13 protein-coding genes are annotated in these 18,062 nt (G+C 73.7%); 3 read left to right on the top strand and 10 right to left on the bottom strand.

Translation table 11 applies throughout. The annotated features are described in order from the left end of the window. Positions 1-30: 30 nt before the first annotated feature. The 4 genes from HNP84_RS06925 to mraZ form a co-directional block, all read right to left on the bottom strand. Positions 31-1,764 carry a peptidoglycan D,D-transpeptidase FtsI family protein gene (locus HNP84_RS06925; protein WP_446697325.1) on the bottom strand — a complete coding sequence of 578 codons (1,734 nt, stop codon included), beginning with the start codon at positions 1,762-1,764 and terminating at the stop codon, positions 31-33. A 1,619-nt stretch (positions 1,765-3,383) separates the two neighbouring features. Next, entirely contained in the window at positions 3,384-4,175 is a 792-nt protein-coding gene (ftsL, locus tag HNP84_RS06920; RefSeq protein WP_185048560.1) for a cell division protein FtsL, read from the bottom strand. A 283-nt stretch (positions 4,176-4,458) separates the two neighbouring features. Next, on the bottom strand, positions 4,459-5,394 hold the full coding sequence (gene rsmH / locus HNP84_RS06915; RefSeq protein ID WP_185048983.1) for a 16S rRNA (cytosine(1402)-N(4))-methyltransferase RsmH: 936 nt from the start codon (positions 5,392-5,394) through the stop codon (positions 4,459-4,461). A gap of 388 nt (positions 5,395-5,782) precedes the next feature. Continuing rightward, a complete protein-coding gene (mraZ, locus tag HNP84_RS06910; RefSeq protein WP_185048559.1) occupies positions 5,783-6,214 on the bottom strand; it encodes a division/cell wall cluster transcriptional repressor MraZ in 432 nt (143 codons plus the stop codon). Positions 6,215-6,765: 551 nt separating this feature from the next. Between mraZ and HNP84_RS06905 the strand changes: the two genes are divergently transcribed. The 3 genes from HNP84_RS06905 to HNP84_RS06895 are packed head-to-tail and all read left to right on the top strand — an operon-like array spanning position 6,766 to position 11,685. Next, positions 6,766-7,782, top strand: a complete 1,017-nt coding sequence (locus HNP84_RS06905; RefSeq protein ID WP_185048558.1) for an AAA family ATPase — start codon at positions 6,766-6,768, stop codon at positions 7,780-7,782. Positions 7,783-7,837: 55 nt separating this feature from the next. Then, entirely contained in the window at positions 7,838-9,145 is a 1,308-nt protein-coding gene (locus HNP84_RS06900) for a DUF58 domain-containing protein (RefSeq protein WP_185048557.1), read from the top strand. Positions 9,146-9,147: 2 nt separating this feature from the next. Continuing rightward, a complete protein-coding gene (locus tag HNP84_RS06895) occupies positions 9,148-11,685 on the top strand; it encodes a transglutaminase TgpA family protein (RefSeq protein ID WP_185048982.1) in 2,538 nt (845 codons plus the stop codon). Between the two features lie 1,576 nt (positions 11,686-13,261). Here HNP84_RS06895 and HNP84_RS06890 read toward each other — a convergent pair. The 6 genes from HNP84_RS06890 to HNP84_RS06865 form a co-directional block, all read right to left on the bottom strand. Next, positions 13,262-13,657, bottom strand: a complete 396-nt coding sequence (locus HNP84_RS06890; RefSeq protein WP_185048556.1) for an SCO2097 family morphological protein — start codon at positions 13,655-13,657, stop codon at positions 13,262-13,264. Positions 13,658-13,804: 147 nt separating this feature from the next. Then, positions 13,805-15,043: a DNA polymerase IV gene (gene dinB / locus HNP84_RS06885; RefSeq protein ID WP_185048555.1), complete on the bottom strand. Its 1,239-nt coding sequence runs from the start codon at positions 15,041-15,043 to the stop codon at positions 13,805-13,807. Positions 15,044-15,069: 26 nt separating this feature from the next. Next, a complete protein-coding gene (locus HNP84_RS06880) occupies positions 15,070-15,834 on the bottom strand; it encodes a methyltransferase domain-containing protein (protein WP_185048554.1) in 765 nt (254 codons plus the stop codon). Between the two features lie 100 nt (positions 15,835-15,934). Then, entirely contained in the window at positions 15,935-16,345 is a 411-nt protein-coding gene (nusB, locus tag HNP84_RS06875) for a transcription antitermination factor NusB (protein ID WP_185048553.1), read from the bottom strand. Continuing rightward, complete coding sequence (gene efp / locus HNP84_RS06870; protein ID WP_185048552.1) at positions 16,345-16,905, bottom strand: elongation factor P; 561 nt, start codon at positions 16,903-16,905, stop codon at positions 16,345-16,347. The genes nusB and efp overlap by 1 nt, the downstream gene beginning before the upstream one ends. A 36-nt stretch (positions 16,906-16,941) precedes the next feature. Beyond that, a complete protein-coding gene (locus HNP84_RS06865) occupies positions 16,942-18,006 on the bottom strand; it encodes a M24 family metallopeptidase (protein ID WP_185048551.1) in 1,065 nt (354 codons plus the stop codon). Positions 18,007-18,062 lie beyond the last annotated feature (56 nt).

The following is an 18,062-nucleotide window of genomic DNA, read 5'->3' as shown; positions in this document are numbered from 1 at the left end:
GGACGCACGGCGAGAGCGTACCTTCACTCGTCACTCACCGGCGCGTATCCGCACCGGTGGGGGTGTGGTCCCGGTAGGTGGAATCTTCCTGCTCTTTAGCGCGAAGGTCATGACGTCCCTGAAAACCGGCGCGGCGATCTGCCCGCCGTAGTGCCCCTTCTGCGGGTCCTGGATCACGGCCAGCGCCACGAGCCTGGGCGCGTCCGCGGGAGTGAACCCGACGAATGTCGCGGTGTACCCACAATAGCCCTGGCACTTCTCGTCGTACCTCATGGCGGTGCCGGTCTTGCCCGCCACCCGGTAGCCCTCGATCGCGGCGAGGTTGCCGGTGCCCTCGGCGCCCACGGCGGCCTCCAGCATGCCCGCGATCTGCTTGGCGGTCGTGGCGCTGATCACCCGGGTGCGCTTGCCGGGCGGCGAGGGGACGATCTTCTTGGTCTCCTCGTCGGCCACGCCCGCCACGATCTGCGGCGCGACCCGTACTCCGCCGTTGGCGATCGTCTGGTAGACGCTGGCCATCTGCAGCGCGGTGACCGAGACGCCCTGCCCGTACGCGACCGTGCAGCTCTGGCTGCCCGACCACTGCGACCAGGACGGCAGCAGGCCGGCCTCCTCGGTCTCCAGGCCGCTGCCCGGCTTGCTGCCGAACCCGAACGCCTTGAGCATGTTGTACAGCTTCTCGTCGCCGACCTTCTGCGCGGCCATGATCGTGCCGACGTTGCTGGAGGTGGCCACGATGCCGGAGAAGGTGAGGTTCTCCGGCTCGTGCGGGTGCGCGTCGCGCAGCACCTGGTCGGCGCAGCGGATGTTGTCCTTGACCCGGAACACGGTGCCGGGGGTCACGGCCCCGGCCTCCAGCGCCGCCGCGGCCGTGATGACCTTGTTGGTGCTGCCCGGCTCGAACACCTCGGCCGCCGCCCGGTTGATCCGGTCCTCGGGCGCGGCCTCTTGCCAGGCGTTGAGGTTCAACTCCGGCGCGTTGGCCATGGCCAGGATGTGGCCGGTGCGCACGTCCATCACGATCGCGCTGCCGCTGCGCGCCCCGGTCTTGGCGACCTCCTGCGCGATGGCCCGCTGGGCCGCCCACTGGATGTCGCGGTCGATCGTCAGCCGCACCTCCCGGCCGGGCACGGGCGCCTGGCGGGTGTCGCGGGTCATCGGGATGCGCTTGCCGTCGCGGCCGATCTCGATGCTCTGCTTGCCGTCGCGGCCCGCCAGCACCTTGTCGTACTTGCGCTCCAGCCCCGCCAGCCCGTCGCCGTCGAACCCGACGAACCCGATCAGGCTGCCCGCCAGGTCGTCACCGGGGTACAGCCGGCGGTACTGCGGCTTGGAGGTCACCCCCGGGAACTCGTGGTCGAGCACCCGCTCGGCCACCACCGGGTCCACGTCCTTGGCGATGAGCTGGTACCGGGTGCCGGTCATGGCCAGCTTGGCCGCGATCTGCTCCTGCGGCCTGCCCAGCTCCTTGGCCAGCGTGGCGGCCACCTGCGCCCGCTTCTCGGCGCTGATCAGCGCCGGGTCCGCCGACACCTCCCGCGCCTCGACCGTGACGGCCAGCTCGTGCCCGTTCACGTCCGTGATCGACCCGCGCCGCGCCGGCAGCACCTCCGGCTGCACGCGCTGCTGCGCGGCCCTGGCCTCGTACACCTTGGAGTCGAGCCCCTGGAGCTGCACCAGCCGCCCGGCCAGGATCGACAGCACGAACGTCATCCCGATGAGCCCGATCGAGATCCGCCGCCGCGGATTGCCCAGCCGCAGCACCGTGGCCGGCGGCTTGGGCGGCCGTGGCGGCCCCCCGCCCCCCTTCAGCAGCGGCCGGGCCTCCTCGGGCCTCCCCGGCCCCCTCCGCGGCGGAACCTCACCCGGCCCCGGCTGCCGGACCCCCCGATCCCGGAGCCCCCGCTCACGCGCTCCCGCGTCACGGGCGGCCCGGTCGCGCGAGACCGGCTCACGCGGCCCGACGTCCCGGAGCCCCCGGTCGCGAGCCGCCGCCGGCTCGCGACCGTCACGGCCGCGACGTTCGGCCCCCCGGCGCTCAGGCCCGGGACGTGCGGAATCGCCCTGCTCGGCCCCCCGCCCGCCCCGGTCCCGCGAAGCACGCTCGCGCGAGGCCCGCTCACGCGGATCACGATCCCGGGACGCACGCTCACGCGGATCACGATCCCGGGGGTCACGGTCCCGGGGGTCACGGTCGCGCGGATCACGGTCCCGTGAGGACGCGCGTCCCCGGGGGCCGCCGTCACGGGCACCGTCGCGTGAGGGCCGGCGCGGGAACGGCACGTCCCCCATGGCGTCCGGCTCAGACGGGCCAGGTGGATCGGGCGGGATCTGCCGGGGGCGAGAGGGCCTGCGAGGGCCACCGGCCTGAGGCGTTCCGGGCATACGGCGACCGGCGCCGGGGCCGCTGGGCCCTCCGGAGCCGGAGCCGCCGCGACCGGGCCCTGAGTTCCGGCCGCCGCTGCTGCTCACGTTGTCCACGTCCTCCGCTTCGCACGCGGCGCTCCTCCGCCGCCACCACGGCGCGACCGCCATGCCGCCCTCGCTACGACACGGCACCGCACCGCCCTTACACCCGGACCCGTGACGAGCCCGCCCCCACCGTCCCGCCGCACCGCCCCCACGACGGCGCGACCACCGGCGGACACGACCCGCCCACAACGCCGAGCGCCCGCCACGGCAGGCCGCACGGCCCCGGCCGCCGACACCCTCTCGCACGCACCGGCCACAGCCCCATGCGCCACGCCGAGCACCACCACCGGCCCTAGCAGCACCACCGGCGGACTCAGGAGGGCCGACAGGCCCGGCAGAGCCGACAGGCCCGGGAGGGAGGCCGGGCCGCACACAGCCGCGCAGGCGCCTCGCGGGCCCATCGCCCCCGGCCCTACAGGACCCGGCTCCGGCACACCGGCCACAGCCCCACACGCCACTGCCGCCGCTACGAGCAACGCCTCCGGCCCTACTGGCAACGCCTCCGGCCCTACCGGCACCGCCGGCGGGCCCTGAACGGCCACGCCGCTCACACCCGCGTGAGCGCCTCCCGGGGCCATCACCACCCACAGGGCCGTCCCAGGACCCGGCTCGGGCACACCGGCCGCAGCCCGCTGCGGACCTGGCAGAACCGCCGAGGGCCCCGGGGTCGCCGACGAGTCCGGAGGCGGCACGGGGCCAGCGGCCCTGTCCCGCGCATCGTGCACGTCCAGCGCCTCATCCACCCCACGCCCGAGACGGGGCCGGTCGGCATGCCGGCCGGGAGCGCCCCGCCGGCGGCCGGGGGCCGCGGGTGGCATGGCCGCCGGTGCCCAGGGCTCGGTGGGCGGGCGGTGCCATGGTGGGACGGCGGGGGTGCTCCCCTGGGGTGCGGTCACTCGCTCGGCCCGGGGTCAGTCGGGCAGGGACGATGCCCTGCCGGTGGGCGTGGTCGCGTCGGGCACGATGATGTTGGGCGAGTTGTCCGGGCGCATGCCGTTCCTGAGAGCCTCCTCGGCGACCTGCTCCGGCATCTCGCGCTGCGCGTTCTTCTGCTTGAGCTGCTCCTTCTTGAGCAGGATCTCCTTGTTGCCGTTGCGGAGCTCGTCGGCCCGGAAGGAGTCCTGCGCGAGCACGGTGTTCAGCAGCAGCAGGCTGACCAGCCCGCCGCACATCAAGCCGACCACGAGCAGCACGAACGGCGCGCGCGGGGCCCGGCCGCGGCGGCGCGGGATGCCCGGACGCGCGGCCAAGGGGCGGCGCAGCCGCACTCCGCCGCCGTCGCGGCCGCCACCGGAGCCGCCCGTGCCTCCCGGGCCGCCGGTGCGGGGCGCGGGGGCGGGCCTGACCGCGGTCTTGGCGGTGGGCGCGTGCCTGGTGGCGCCGCTCGCCTTCGCCGGGGACGCCGTGGTGGCGCCGGCCGTCGTCCCCTGGGGCCGGGGCGCCTGCTTGGGCGCCGTACGCCCCGGAGCCGCCGCCTCCGGGCGCTCGGGACGAGCCGCGCGCTCCGGGCGGGCGGGCCGCTGAGGGCGGGACGGGCGCTCGACGCGGGCCTGGGGCGCGGCGGGGCGGGCGGGACGCATGCGAGCGCGGCCGTCGGACGTACGCGCGGCGGCCTCGCCGCGGGCGGCCCCACCGGTGCGGGCCCGGCCCTCGACGCCCTCGGCACGGGCACGCCCATCGACACGGGCACGGCCGCCTTCCACGCGCGCACGTCCGCCTTCCACGCGTGTACGGCCACCGTCCACGCGCGCACGGCCCTCCACGCGGGCACGGCCACCGTCCACGCGGGCACGCGCCTCGGCACGGGCACGGGCCTCGGTCCGGGCGCGGTCGCCCCCGCGGGAGCGGCCCTCGGTGCGGGCGGCGGTCTCGGGCTGCTCGTCAGGGGCGGGACGACCGGCGGCGCGGGGCGAGCCGGCGCGCGGCACGCGGGGCATCCGCCCCGGGCGCTGGCCCCGCGGGGGCACGCTCCGCTCCACGTCTCGCTCAGTCCTCGTCAACTGGCTCACGGATCCTCTCTGCGGCCCGCAACCGGGCCGAAGCCGCCCGCGGGTTGCGGGCCACCTCTTCTTCGCCGGGAAGCTCTGCTCCCCTTGTCACCAGGCGGAATCTGGGCAGGTCTTCGGGGCGCGGGACGGGCAGGCCGGGTGGGCCGCCCTCGGTGACCCGCGCCGCGAGAACCCGCTTGGTCAGCCGGTCCTCAAGGGAGTGGTAGGCGAGCACCACGACCCGCCCGCCCAGGGTCAGCGCGTCGAGGGCTGCGGGCAGGGCGCGCTCCAGCGCGGCCAGCTCCCCGTTCACCTCGATGCGCAGCGCCTGGAAGGTCCTCTTGGCCGGGTTGCCTCCAGTGCGCCGCGTGGCGGCCGGGATCGCCGCGCGGACGATTTCCGCGAGCCGCCTTGTAGACGTTATAGGCTCCCTGGCCCGTTCCTTGGTGATCAGGCTCGCGACACGCGGGGCGAATCGCTCCTCGCCGTAGTGACGCAGGATCCTGGTCAGGTCGCGCTCGGAGTAGGTGTTGACCACCCGCTCGGCCGTGAGCTCCTGGCCGGGGTCCATCCGCATGTCGAGCGGCGCCTCGTAGGAGTAGGCGAACCCGCGCTCGGCCTCGTCGAGCTGGGGCGAGGAGACGCCCAGGTCGAACAGCGCGGCGTCCACCCGGGGACGGCCCGCGCGGGCGAGGACCGCGGGCAGCTCGTCGGAGACCGCCTTCACCAGTGTGATGCGGGCGGAGTACGGCGCGAGCCGTGCGGCCGAGCGCTCGATCGCGGTGGGATCGCGGTCGATCCCGATGAGATGCAGGGACGGGTGGGCCGCGAGCAGCGCCTCGGCGTGGCCGCCGAGGCCCAGGTTGGCGTCGACCAGCACCGGGTCGGGCCGGTCGAGGGCGGGCGCGAGGATCTGCAGCACGCGGTCGAGCATCACGGGCACGTGCCCACCGGCCTCGCCGTGCTCGGCCTTGGTGCGCTCGGCCTCGGTGCGCCCGGCCTCAGTGTGCTCGGTCTCGGCGTGCTCCGCGCCGGTGTCGCCGGCACGGTGCGTGTGCTGCGTGTGCGCGGCATGCCCGGCGTCGTTGCCATGCATGACCCAAATCCCCCCTTTCGCCGCCTTGCTCGCGGATGATGCGGCATCGTCGATCGTCGGCGCATCCTGTTTTCAGGTCCCCACCCGGCCGCCCGGCCAGGTCCCCATCCGCAACCGCCTCGTGTGAACCGCCTACCTGACACCGGGGAAGGTGCATCAGCTAGGGACGGGTGGGTGCGGGTGGAGACCTCGCCGAACGACATCGAACCGACGGATCGACCGTGATCTACAGGATCCCTGGCAGCACCTCCTCCGACAGATCGGCGAACGCCTGCTCCTGATCGGCCAGATAGGTCTCCCAGGCGTGGGCCGCCCAGATCTCCAGCCGGGTGTTGGCCCCGATGACGACGCAGTCGCGTTCCAACGCGGCGTACTGCCGCAGCGCCTGCGGGATCGTGACGCGCCCCTGCTTGTCGGGCACCTCGTCGGAAGCACTGGCGAAGAAGACGCGGCTGTAGTCGCGAACCGCCTTGGCGGTCACCGGCGCCGTGCGCAGAGCCTCGGTGATGCGCGTGAACTCCTCTACGGGAAACACGTAGAGGCAGCGCTCCTGGCCTTTGGTGATCACCAGACCCTCCGCCAGCTCCTCACGGTACTTCGCCGGCAGGAACAGCCGTCCCTTGTCATCGAGACGCACTTGGTGGGTGCCGAGAAACATCGGCCCCACCTCCCACGCCTCGTGGAGCGCTCAGCGCTGGAGCCCCTGCCCTCCACTGCGCACCACCATACTCCACTTCTCCCCACCGTCAACTAATCCCAATCGTTACGCGGCGCGCTTTCTCGCGCGTTTTCGCAGGTCAAAGGGGTGGTGCGCGGGTGGGGCGGAGTGGAGCGGTACCGGTTCCGCATGGGCGTGTCGCCGGTTCGCAACAGGCCCGGCAAAGCCGCGGAACGGCGGAATGCCCTGGAAAAGCGGTATGCGGCGGGCCTGGGGGCCGGAGGTGGGGGAAGGTGGAGGGGTCTGCGGCGGTTGCAGAGAGGTGGTATGGGGCGGAGGTGTATGGGAGGCATGTCACAGGATCGGGACGCCCATGGCACGCTGTCGGGAAATCACGCGGCGACACTGTGGCTGTTCACCCGGAATGTCACTAAAAGTCGCCCCAGAACCGGCCGCATCGTAGTGTCAGTACACACAATGGAAAGCAATCGCAAGGAATCCGCCATCGCGTCTTGTCCGCGGGGCGACCGTCGCACCCTCATGGAGGCCTGGTGGCAGTAAGCCATGACGTCGGACAGCTAGAGGATCTCGTCGCGACCGCGCACCGGATCCGCCAGGCGATCGAATCGGTGATCGAAGGCAAGAGCGACGTCGTCCGTCTCACCATGACCGTCCTGCTGGCGGAGGGACACCTCCTGATCGAGGACGTGCCCGGCGTGGGCAAGACGATGCTCGCCAAGGCCCTTGCCCGCTCCATCGACTGCCCCGTGCGCCGCGTCCAGTTCACCCCCGACCTGCTGCCCAGCGACATCACCGGGGTGAGCGCGTACAACCAGCAGACCCGCGAGTTCGAGTTCAAGCCCGGCCCGGTGTTCGCCAACATCGTGGTCGGCGACGAGATCAACCGGGCCTCGCCGAAGACCCAGTCCGCGCTCCTGGAGTGCATGGAGGAGCACCAGGTCACCGTGGACGGCACCACGTACGAGCTCGACTCGCCGTTCATGGTGATCGCCACGCAGAACCCGATCGAGATGGAGGGCACCTACCCCCTCCCCGAGGCGCAGCGCGACCGCTTCACCGCCCGCATCGCGATGGGCTACCCCGAGCCCGCCGCCGAGCTGGAGATGCTCGACGTGCACGGGGCGGCCTCGCCGCTGGACAAGCTGGAGCCGGTGGCCACGACCGCCGAGATCAAGGCGCTGATCGAGGCGGTGCGCTCGGTCTACGTCTCGCACCCCATCAAGAGGTACGCGATCGACCTGGTGGCGGCCACCCGCACGTCGCCCGACCTGCGCCTCGGCGCGTCCCCCCGCTCCACCCTGCAGCTCGTGCGCGCCGCGCGCGCCCACGCCGCGATGTCGGGCCGCGACTACGTCATCCCCGACGACCTGCAAGACCTGGCGATCCCGGTGCTGGCGCACCGGCTGCTGCCCAGCGTCGAGGCCCAGGGCCAGCGCCGCCACCCCGAGCAGGTGGTGGCCGACCTGATCCGCAGGGTGCCCGTGCCCGACGCCCAGTCGGCGGCCGGCGGGGCGCCACCACGACGCGGGGCGGGCCCGAGGCAGTGAGCGAGCGAACCACAGGCACGGTCTTGTCGCTCATGCGGCCGGCGGAGGGGATCGCATGAGAGCCGGACTGTCGGCGCTGACCTCGCGGGGCAGATCCTTCCTCGCCTCCGGCTTCGCGGCGCTGGTGTGCGCGTTCGTCCTGGGCGAGCACGACCTGCTCCGCGTCGGCGTGCTGATCGCCGCGCTGCCCCTCCTCGCCGCGACGGTGGTCGCCCGGACCCGCTACCGGCTGAGCTGCGCGCGCCGCCTCGACCCGGTCCGGGCGGAGGCCGGCGGCGAGGCGACGGTGACGCTGCGCCTGGAGAACGTCACCCGGCTGCCGACCGGGCTGATGCTGATCGAGGACACCGTCCCGTACGCTCTGGGCGCCCGCCCCCGCTTCGTGCTGGACCGGGTGGAGCCGCGCGGCATCCGCGAGATCGACTACAAGGTCCGCTCCGACCTGCGCGGCCGGTTCACCATCGGCCCGCTGACCGTGCGGATCACCGACCCCTTCGGCCTGGTCGAGCTGGACCGGAGCTTCACCATCGCCGACACGCTCGTGGTGACGCCGCAGGTCGTGCCGCTGCCCCACGTACGCCTGTCGGGCGAGTGGACCGGCGGCGGCGACAGCCGTACGCGCAGCGTGGCCGCCGCCGGCGACGACGACGTGGCGCCGCGCGAGTACCGCCACGGCGACGACCTGCGCCGGGTGCACTGGCGCTCGACCGCCAGGCGCGGCGAGCTGATGGTGCGCAGGGAGGAGCAGCAGTGGCAGAGCCGCGGCGCCCTCCTGCTGGACACCCGCAGGCACGCACACCGCGGCGAGGGCCCGCGCTCGTCGTTCGAGGTCGCGGTCTCGGCGGCGGCCTCGATCGGGGTGCACCTGGCCCGCGAGGGGCTCGGCCTGCGCCTGGTCACCGACCAGGGCGCCGAGCACATCACCGACAACGGCGTGAGCCACTCCCTGCTCGACACCCTCGCCGTCGTACGCCAGAGCCAGACGCGCTCGCTGGAGTACGGGCTGTCCGCGCTGCGCGGAGGCGGCGGCGACGGTCTGATCATCGCGGTGCTCGGCGCCGTGGACCCAGAAGAGGCCACCGCGCTGGCGCGGCTGCGGCACGGCAGCGTGACCGGGGTCGCGGTGCTGCTCGACACGCCCGTGTGGGAGGCCCCCGGGGCGGGCGAGAGCGCCGAGTTCCGGCAGGCGCAGGCCGTGCTCGCCGGCACCGGGTGGCGGGTCGTGCGCCTGCCGTCCGCCACATCGCTCGCGGCGGTGTGGCAGGAGGCCGCCCAGCGTCCCGGCCAGGGCATCACCGCCCCGACGCCGCTGCGCCTGGGCGCCCCCGCGACCGCCGGGGCCGGAGGCGGGGGCGCGGCGTGAGCATGAGGCTGTCCTTCTTCTCCGGGTTGGCCACGGCCGCGGTCGCGGTGACGCTCTACCCGCTGTTCGCCGGCAGCTCCTGGCTCTGGAGCAGCCTGGGCGCGATCCTGCTGATCATCGCCACGGGCCTCCTGGCCACCCGCTACCGGCTGCCCGGCTGGCTCACGCCGCTCGCCCAGCTCACCGTGCTGTGGGTGTATTTGACGGCCTCGTTCGCCGCCGACGACGCCTGGGCCCGGATCGTGCCGACCCGCGACGCGTTCTTCACCCTCGCCGAGCTGACCGCGCGCGGCTTCGACGACATCCAGCGGTTCGCCGCCCCGGTGCCCGACAACCCGGGCATCACCCTGATCACCGCGGCCGGCGTCGGCCTGATCGCCGTCATGGTGGACGCGCTGGCGGTGCGGGCTCGCCGCGCCGCGCTGGCCGGGCTGCCGCTGCTCGCGCTGTTCATCGTCCCCGCCGAGATCGTCGCCGAGCCGCTGGCGTGGCCTGCGTTCATCCTGGCCGCCGCGGGCTACACCGGCCTGCTGGCCGCCGACGGCCGTGAGCGCGTCGGCCGGTGGGGCCGGGCCGTCCTGGTACGCCGTACGCGCGGCACCGCCCGCCCGGCCGCCGACGCGGGAGGGCTGCGGCTGTCGGGCAAGCGGGTCGGGGTGACCGCCATCGCCCTGGCCATCGTGCTGCCCGCGCTGATCCCCACGCTGGAGCCCAACCCGCTGTTCGGCTTCGGCGTCGGCGGCCCCGGCAACGGCCGCAACGGCAACACCATCAGCATCCCCAACCCGATCGTCAGCCTGAAGGGGCAGCTCACCCTGCCCGACAACGCCACCGTGCTGACGTACCGGAGCAGCGACAACCTGCCGCACTACCTGCGCATGTGGTCGCTGGACCTGTTCACCGGCGAGCAGTGGACGATGACCCCGCCGACCGGCAGGCCCCAGGACCGGGTGGAGAACGGCCCGCTGCCCCCGCCGCCCGGGTTCCGGGCCGGCGTGCCGACCAAGCGGGCCCAGATGAACATCCAGATCAGCGAGGACATCGACGACCTGCAGTTCCTGCCGCTGCCGTACCCCGCGACCGAGGTCGGCGCCGAGGGCGACTGGCGGGCCGACCGCTCCACGCTGATGGTGTTCTCCACCCGCGACTACGCCGAGGGCCTGCAGTACACCGTCACCAGCGACCAGCCCGCCCCCACCCGGGACCTGCTGCAGGCCGCGGGCCCGCCCGGCCCGGAGGTCGTCGAACGGTACCTGGAGCTCCCGCCCGACCTGCCGCCGCGGATCCGGCAGCTCGCCCGCGAGGTGACGGCCGAAGAGGTCACGCCGTACGACAAGGCGGTGCGGCTGCAGGAGTGGTTCACCGGCGACGGCAACTTCTCCTACAACCTGCAGACCCAGGGCCACGGCAACTCGGCGCTGATCGACTTCCTGATCAACAGCCGGGTGGGCTACTGCGAGCAGTTCGCCGCGGCCATGGCGGTCATGGCCCGCGTGCTGGACATCCCGGCCCGGGTGGCGATCGGCTACACCGGCGGCACCAACGTCGGCGGCACCTGGCAGGTGGGCACGCACGACTCGCACGCCTGGCCGGAGCTGTACTTCGAGGGCGTCGGCTGGCTGGCCTTCGAGCCCACCCCCGCGGGCGCGCTCGGCCAGGGCACGGCCCGGCCCCCGGACTACTCGGTCCCCCCGCCGGACGACCCCGCCACCGGCGACGCCACCTCCGACCCGTCGGAGAGCGCGAGCCCCGACGAGACGACCTCCACCGCCGACCCCACCGCCCCCCGCAACCCCCGCCTGGAGGACCGCGAGGGGACGCTGGCCCCGGTGGTGACCGAGGAGGACCCGCCGGTGGCCCCGCGCATCGGTGCCGGCGTGGCGCTCCTGGTCCTGCTGCTGCTCGTCCCGGCCCTGGTCCGCACCCTGGCACGGAGCCGGCGCCTGCGCACGCTCAACCGCCCGTTGCCGGACCCGGGGCCCCCGGCCGTACGGCTCGGTCCCGGGGCCCCGGCGGACGGGACCGCCGGCATCACCGGTGCACCGGCCGAACGGGCGGACCCGGCGGACAGGACCGGCCACCCCATGGCCGGCATCACCGGTGCACGGACCGGACAGGGGGACGCGAGGGCCCGCCACTACGCCGCCGGCGTCGCCGCGGCCTGGGCGGAACTGGACGACCTGCTGTACGACTACGGGGTGACGCGCGACCCCAGCGAGACCCCGCGCACCCTGGCCCAGCGCGTGTCCCAGCAGCACGGCTTCGACCCCAAGGCCACCGAGTCGCTCCGGCACATCACCACCGTGGCGGAGCGCATGCTCTTCGCCCGCACCCCCGGCGACCCCGGCCTGCTCTCCGTCGACCTACGCCGCGTCCGCCGCGCCCTCGCGGCCACGGCCCCCCGGGGCCGCCGCATCAGGGCCACCCTGATGCCCCCCTCCACCCTCCGCCGCCTCCGCGCCCTGGGCACCCGCCTCCTGGACGGCTGGGACCGCCTGGAGTCCCTGAGACTCCGCCGCCCCCGCCGCACCACGCCCTGACGCAATGGTCGGGGGCGCCCCTCCCCGGGGCGCCCCCACCGGGCATGTTCCACGATCCCCGCACGGCGAAATGGGACGTGCAGGACGAGGGCACCAGCAGGCGAGGCGGGGCACCCCCAAGTCGGGGCAGGCAGATGCCGCTCCAAGACGGCCGCCGCCACCTGCCAGCCCCAGGGACAGGCCCGACACGAGCGGCCCCACCGGAAGGCGGGCCGGCAGACGGCCACCACATGCCACGGCCCCCACCGCGCGCAAGCCCTCACCGCCTCGACCTCACGGCCGCGAGCGGCCTTCTTCGCCGCCCCGTCAACCATCGCCGCCCACCTGCCAGGCCACCCCCACAGGACAGGCCCAGCACGAGCGGCCCTACCGGAAGTCGGGGCCGTCAGAAGGGCGGGGCGCCCGCCAAGTGGGGGTAGGCAGATATCGGCCCATGACGCGGCCATCCCGGCCGCGCCGACGCCCTCACCGGCTCGTTCTCACAGCCTGGGGCCGGGCCCTCACCTACGTCGGCGACAGCCTCCGCCACCTGCCGGGTCCCGCGCCCCGCCGCGGCCCGCCCATCACGCTGCCCTCGCCGCACTTGGGCGGAAGGGCGCAACCATGAAATACCGGGCACAGGTGGAATGTCCGCAAGGCGGAACAAGGTGGGTGCCAGAAACCGTGCGAAAGCGACGCCCTCCCGTCGCCTCGCGAAAGTGACGCCTCTCGTCGCCCTCCTTCGACGAGGACGCACCCTGCACCCCCGACACGGTTCTCGGGGCGTGGTGGGGCACGACGCTGGGCCGGGGGCCGCCGTGCCGCCTGCGGGGGACGGGGGTCGGAGACTCAGGATGGCACCGGGCGAGATGCGGCGCGCAATGGGTGAGGCGCCGCGGGCCGGGTGAGACCGGGGGCGGGTGGCCACGCGACGGGTGAGACCGCGGGACGGGTGGCCACACGACGGGTGAAACCACGGGGCGGGTGAGACCACGGGCGGGTCGATAGGGGTGGCGCCAGGACGGCCGGGGCCGGGCCTCGGGTTCGGCCCCTTCAAAGGGCCGCAGACAACGGGGAAGGGGGTGACGCCAAAGGAGCGCAGGAAACGGGGAGGGGTTGACGCCAGGATGGCCGAGGACGGGGCGGCGTGCTCTGCACCGACGGGAAGGCCGAGCCACGGAGAAAGGGTGACACCAAGACAGCCGAGACCGTACCCCCGTGCTCAGCACCAACGAGAGCACCGGCCCACGGAGAAGGGATGACACCAAGACGGCCGAGGGCGGACCCGCGTGCTCGGCGCACCAGCGAGAGGACCGGCCCACGGAGAGGGTGACATCGAAACGGCCGAGGGCGGGCCGGCGTGTTCGGCACCGGTGGGAGGGCCGGGCCAGGGAGAGGGGTGGCCCCGGGAGGGAGGGGTGGGCGCCCGTCACGGGGGGTGGCGGGCGGGGCCCTGTGGAGGAAGCGGGTGCGTCCTGTGGGGAGGGGGGTCAAGGGGACGGGCGGGCGTGGCCCGGGGTGGGTCGCCCGCCGTGTCGGGTCGCCGTGTATGGGGGGTGTGGGGTGCGCCGGCCCCCTGGGGAAGGCCGGGCGGGGGTCAGTGCTCGTCGTGGCGGCGGCGCCAGCGTTCTTCCATGCGCTGCATGAAGCTCTGCCGCGTGCGGCGGTCGAGCCTGGGGGCGGACGATGCCGACGAGCCCGGGGAGGCCGCGGCGTCGCCGAACCCGTTCATACGCTTCCAACTGGACAGACCCCACAAACACGCGGCGAGCATGACCACGAAGCCGCCTACGCCGAGCGGGATGTAGTTGATCACGCCGACCATCAGCAGGACCACGCCGAGGACGAAGCCGATGGAGGCCTTGACCAGGCGACGCTTGTAATGGTTGCGCGGATCACGAATCCGGACGGTATTGGCCCACTTCGGGTCCTCGGCGTAGAGGGCCTGCTCGATCTGGTCGAGCAAGCGCTGCTCGTGCTCAGAGAGCGGCATGGCGCCTCCCAAGGACGGCCCCAGGACGGGGAAGACGGCAACGGACGACACGGGGTGTCCGAACCTCGCGGTCGGTTATCCCCAGAATACGAGGCTGTAGACGCGTACGAAAGCAAACGTCCAACGCGAACCAAACCGGAGGCGACGTCATAGATCTATTCCATCAAACTTAGGACGAACCAGCGACGCCGGGCGGACCGCATCGGGCCCGAAACGTCGCACCGCCTTGTCCATCGCGCGTTCCGCCTCCCTCCAGCCTGACTCCCGCTCTCCCAGGGTAAGCTGCCGCACGGCCGAATCTGCACCCCGGAGGTTCTCCACCCGTACCCCGACAAGGCGCAGTCGCACGCGCTCCAGGCCGGCGGCGGCGTAAAGGTCACAGACTGTGACATAAATCTCTTGCGCGACGTCGGTGGGCTCACGCAGCGTGCGCGATCTGGTGATCGTGGTGAAGTCGGAACGGCGCAGTTTCACGCTCACGGTTCTGCCCACATGACCGCCCGCGCGCAGCCGGGCCGCGACCCGCTCCGACAGCCGCAGCAGCTCGCGCCGGATCGCCTCGGGGTCGTCCACGTCGGCGGGGAAGGTCTCCTCCGCGCCGATGCTCTTGTCGGGCACGTGGGCGGTCACGGCCCGCTCGTCGCGGCCCCAGGCGAGGGCCGCGAGGTGGGTGCCGGCCGCGTGGCCCAGCTCGCGGCGCAGGGTCGCCAGGGGCACCCGGGCGAGGTCGCCGACGGTGTTGATGCCCAGCCGGACCAGGGCCTGCTCCGTGCGCTCCCCCACGCCCCACAGAGCCCCGACGGGCAGCGGGTGGAGGAACTCCACCACCCGGTCGGCCGGGACGACCAGGAGGCCGTCGGGCTTGCACTGGCGGGAGGCGAGCTTGGCCACGAACTTGCTGCTCGCCACGCCCACCGAGCAGGTGATGCCGTAGCGCTCGCGCACCTCGGCGCGGATCATGGCCGCGATCTGAGCCGGCGAGCCGAGCCGCAGCCGCGCGCCGCCCACGTCGAGGAACGCCTCGTCGGACGCGATCGGCTCGACCTGGGGCGTGATCGCGCGGAAGATCTCCATCACGCCCTTGGAGACCTCGGCGTACTTGCCGTGGCTGGGCGGGATCACGACGGCGTGGGGGCACAGCCGCCTGGCCCGGGTCATCGGCATGGCCGAGTGGACGCCGAAGGCGCGCGCCTCGTACGTGGCGCTCAGCACCACCCCGCGCAGCCCCGCCGCGCCGATGATGACCGGCTTGCCCACCAGCTCGGGCCGGTCGAGCAGCTCGACGCTGGCGTAGAAGGCGTCCATGTCGACATGGAGGATCGGGCAGCCGGTGTCGTCGGCGCCCTGGACCGCCGCGACCTTCGGGACCTGCTGTTTCCGCGACACGACACCATCCTATGCGAACGCCTGTTCTACCCCTGGACGGTCGCGAGGACGTGCAGCCGCGTGGCGATCTCGCGCAGCACGGGGTGGGCGGCGGCGGCGCGCTCCAGCTCGACCAGGGCGCCGGCCGCGCCGGGCTCGCCGTCGATGAGCCGGCTGGGCACCAGGTCGGCGAACACGCGTACGCCGTGCACCTCGCCGGGCGCGAACCCGGCGCCGGCCAGCAGCGTGGTGAGGGCCTCGCCGGTGAAGCGGCGCGGGGTGGGGTCGCGGTCGCCCCAGCACCCGCTGGGGTCGGCGAGCACCCGCCGCGCCTCGTCGAAGCGGCCGGCGAGCGCGCGGTGGATGGCGGTGGCCAGCGGGTTGGCGGCGAGCACGCTGATCGCGCCGCCGGGGCGCAGCAGCCGGGCCACCGCGGCCAGCGCGGCGGCGGGCTCATCGACGTATTCGAGCACGCTGTGGCACAGCACCAGGTCGGCGCTCGCGGGCGGCAGCAGCTCGCCGACGCCGGCGGCGTCGCCCTGCATCGCGCGTACGGCGACGCCCGCCTCGGCGGCGCGGCGTTCGAGCGCGGCCAGGGAGTCGGGGCTGGGATCGACCACGGTCACCGAGTGGCCCAGCTCGGCCAGGGGCACCGCGAAGCCGCCGGTGCCGCCCCCGGCGTCGACGATGTCGAGCGAGTCGCGCCCGGTGGCCTTGGCCCGCTCGGCGAGCACGGCTTCCAGGGCGTCCCAGACCACCGCGGTGCGCACTCCCGGTGCCGCCGCCTGCCTCGTGCCGCCTTCGCTCCGCACGGTAAGCCCTCCGCCCGCATCGACTCGTCCATACGACCGGGTCGCGCGGCCCCGTCGCCGCGGCGGCGCGCCCCCGATACGGGCCCCAGCCTACGCCGGTTCAGAGCGTGAGGCTGGGTTTGAGCTGCTTGAATCGGGCGAGCAGCCCGTTGACGAACTGCGGCGACTCATCGGTGGACAGCTCGGCGGCGAGGTGCACCCACTCGCTGATGACCACGCCCTCGGGCACGTCGGGCATCCACAGCAGCTCGTACGTGCCGCCGCGCAGCACGTTGCGATCGACCGCGGGCATGCGGTCGAGGGTCCAGCCCTCGGCGTAGTCGGAGATCAGCTCGTCGATGCGGGCGCGGTGCCTGGCCACGCCCTCGACGACGGCCCTGGTGTACTCGTTGACGGGCGGTTCGGCCCGTTCGAGGCGCTCGGCGAGGACCGCGAGAGGGTCCTCGCCGCGCAGCTCGGCTTCGAAGAGGATGTCGAGCGCCCTGCGGCGCGCCTTCCCCCGAGCCGACATCAGGCCCGGCCGAGGTAATCGCCGGTGCGGGTGTCGACCTTGACCTTCTCGCCGGTCGTGATGAACAGCGGGACCTTGATCTCGGCGCCGGTCTCCAGGGTGGCGGGCTTGGTGCCGCCGGTGGAGCGGTCGCCCTGCAGGCCGGGCTCGGTGTGGGAGACGGTCAGCTCGACGGCGGCGGGGAGCTCGACGTAGAGCGCGGAGCCCTCGTTGAACGCCACCGTGGCGAGGGTGTTCTCCAGAAGGTAGTCGGCGGCGGTGCCGACGGTGGCGCGCGGCACGTGGACCATGTCGTAGGTCTCGGTGTCCATGAACACGAAGTCGTCGCCGTCGAGGTAGGAGTACTGCATCTCGCGCTTGTCGACGTTGGCCACCTCGACCTTTACGCCCGCGTTGAAGGTCTTGTCCACGACCTTGCCCGACAGGACGTTCTTCAGCTTCGTACGGACGAACGCGCCGCCCTTGCCGGGCTTGACGTGCTGGAACTCCACGACGGTCCACAGCTCACCGCCGTCGAGCTTCAGCACCATGCCGTTCTTGAGGTCGTTCGTCGTCGCCACTCGCTTCTCTCCTGCGTACGGCTGCCGCTCCTGCTGCTACAGGACCAGCAGATCCTTGGTCGTCCGGGTGAGGAGCTCCGGTCGGTCGGCACGCGTCACAAGCGTGTCCTCGATGCGGACCCCGCCCCTGCCGGGAAGGTAGACCCCGGGCTCAACGGTGATCGGAACTCGATCCTCCATCCTACCGGGCTTATCAGGGCCGAGGAACGGCACCTCATGGATCTCCAGGCCGACGCCGTGGCCGAGGCCGTGCCCGAAGTGCTCGCCGTGCCCGGCGGCGGCGATGACGGAGCGGGCGGCGGCGTCCACGTCGTGGGCGCTCGCGCCGGGGCGCACGGCGTGCCGCCCGGCGCGCTGGGCCTCGCGCACCAGGTCGTACAGCTCGCGCTGCCAGGCGGCGGGCTCGCCGAGCGCGACCGTGCGGGTCATGTCGGCGTGGTAGCCGTCGCGCAGCGCGCCGAAGTCCATGGTGATCAGGTCGCCGCGGGCGACGGGCCGGTCGGAGGGCGCGTGGTGCGGCACGGAGCCGTTGGGGCCGGCGGCCACGATCGAGTCGAAGGCGGGCTTGTCGGCGCCCAGCTCCATCATCCGGAACTCCAGGGCCCGGGCGATCTCGCGCTCGGTCATGCCCGGCGCGATGGCGGGCAGCACGTCGGCGAACGCCTGGTCGGTGATCGCGCACGCGGCCCGGATCAGCGCGATCTCCTCCTCGTCCTTGACCGCGCGCAGCTCCTCCACCAGGCCGGCGGTGCGTTCGGGCGCGCCGGGCAGCCGGTCGTACGCGGCGACGGACAGGTGCTCGGCCTCGACGCCGAGCCGCAGGCCCGCCGCGGCGGCGGAGCCGGCCAGGGCCCCGGCCACGTCCCGCTCCTGGACGATCTCCTCCACGTCGCCGCAGAGGTTCCGGGCGGTCTCGATGTAGCGGGCGTCGGTGGCGAGCGCGGCCGTGGCGTCGGCGCGTACCAGGACGGCGGCGTTGGAGCTGGCCAGGCCGGTGAGGTAGCGCACGTTGACGCCCTTGGTGACGAGCAGCGCGTCCACCTCGGCGGCGGCGAGCGCGGCGGCCAGGCGGGCGCGGCGGGCGGCGTGGGTGGCGGTCATGCGGCAAATGTACGGCTACGTCCGGCGCCGTGCGGGAGGCGCGCGCCACCGTCGAG

Origin of the sequence: Thermocatellispora tengchongensis, assembly GCF_014202315.1 — a bacterium.
Classification (GTDB): Bacteria; Actinomycetota; Actinomycetes; order Streptosporangiales; family Streptosporangiaceae; genus Thermocatellispora; species Thermocatellispora tengchongensis.
Note: the sequence above shows the minus strand (reverse complement) of the source record. Positions and strands in the feature narration are given on the sequence as shown.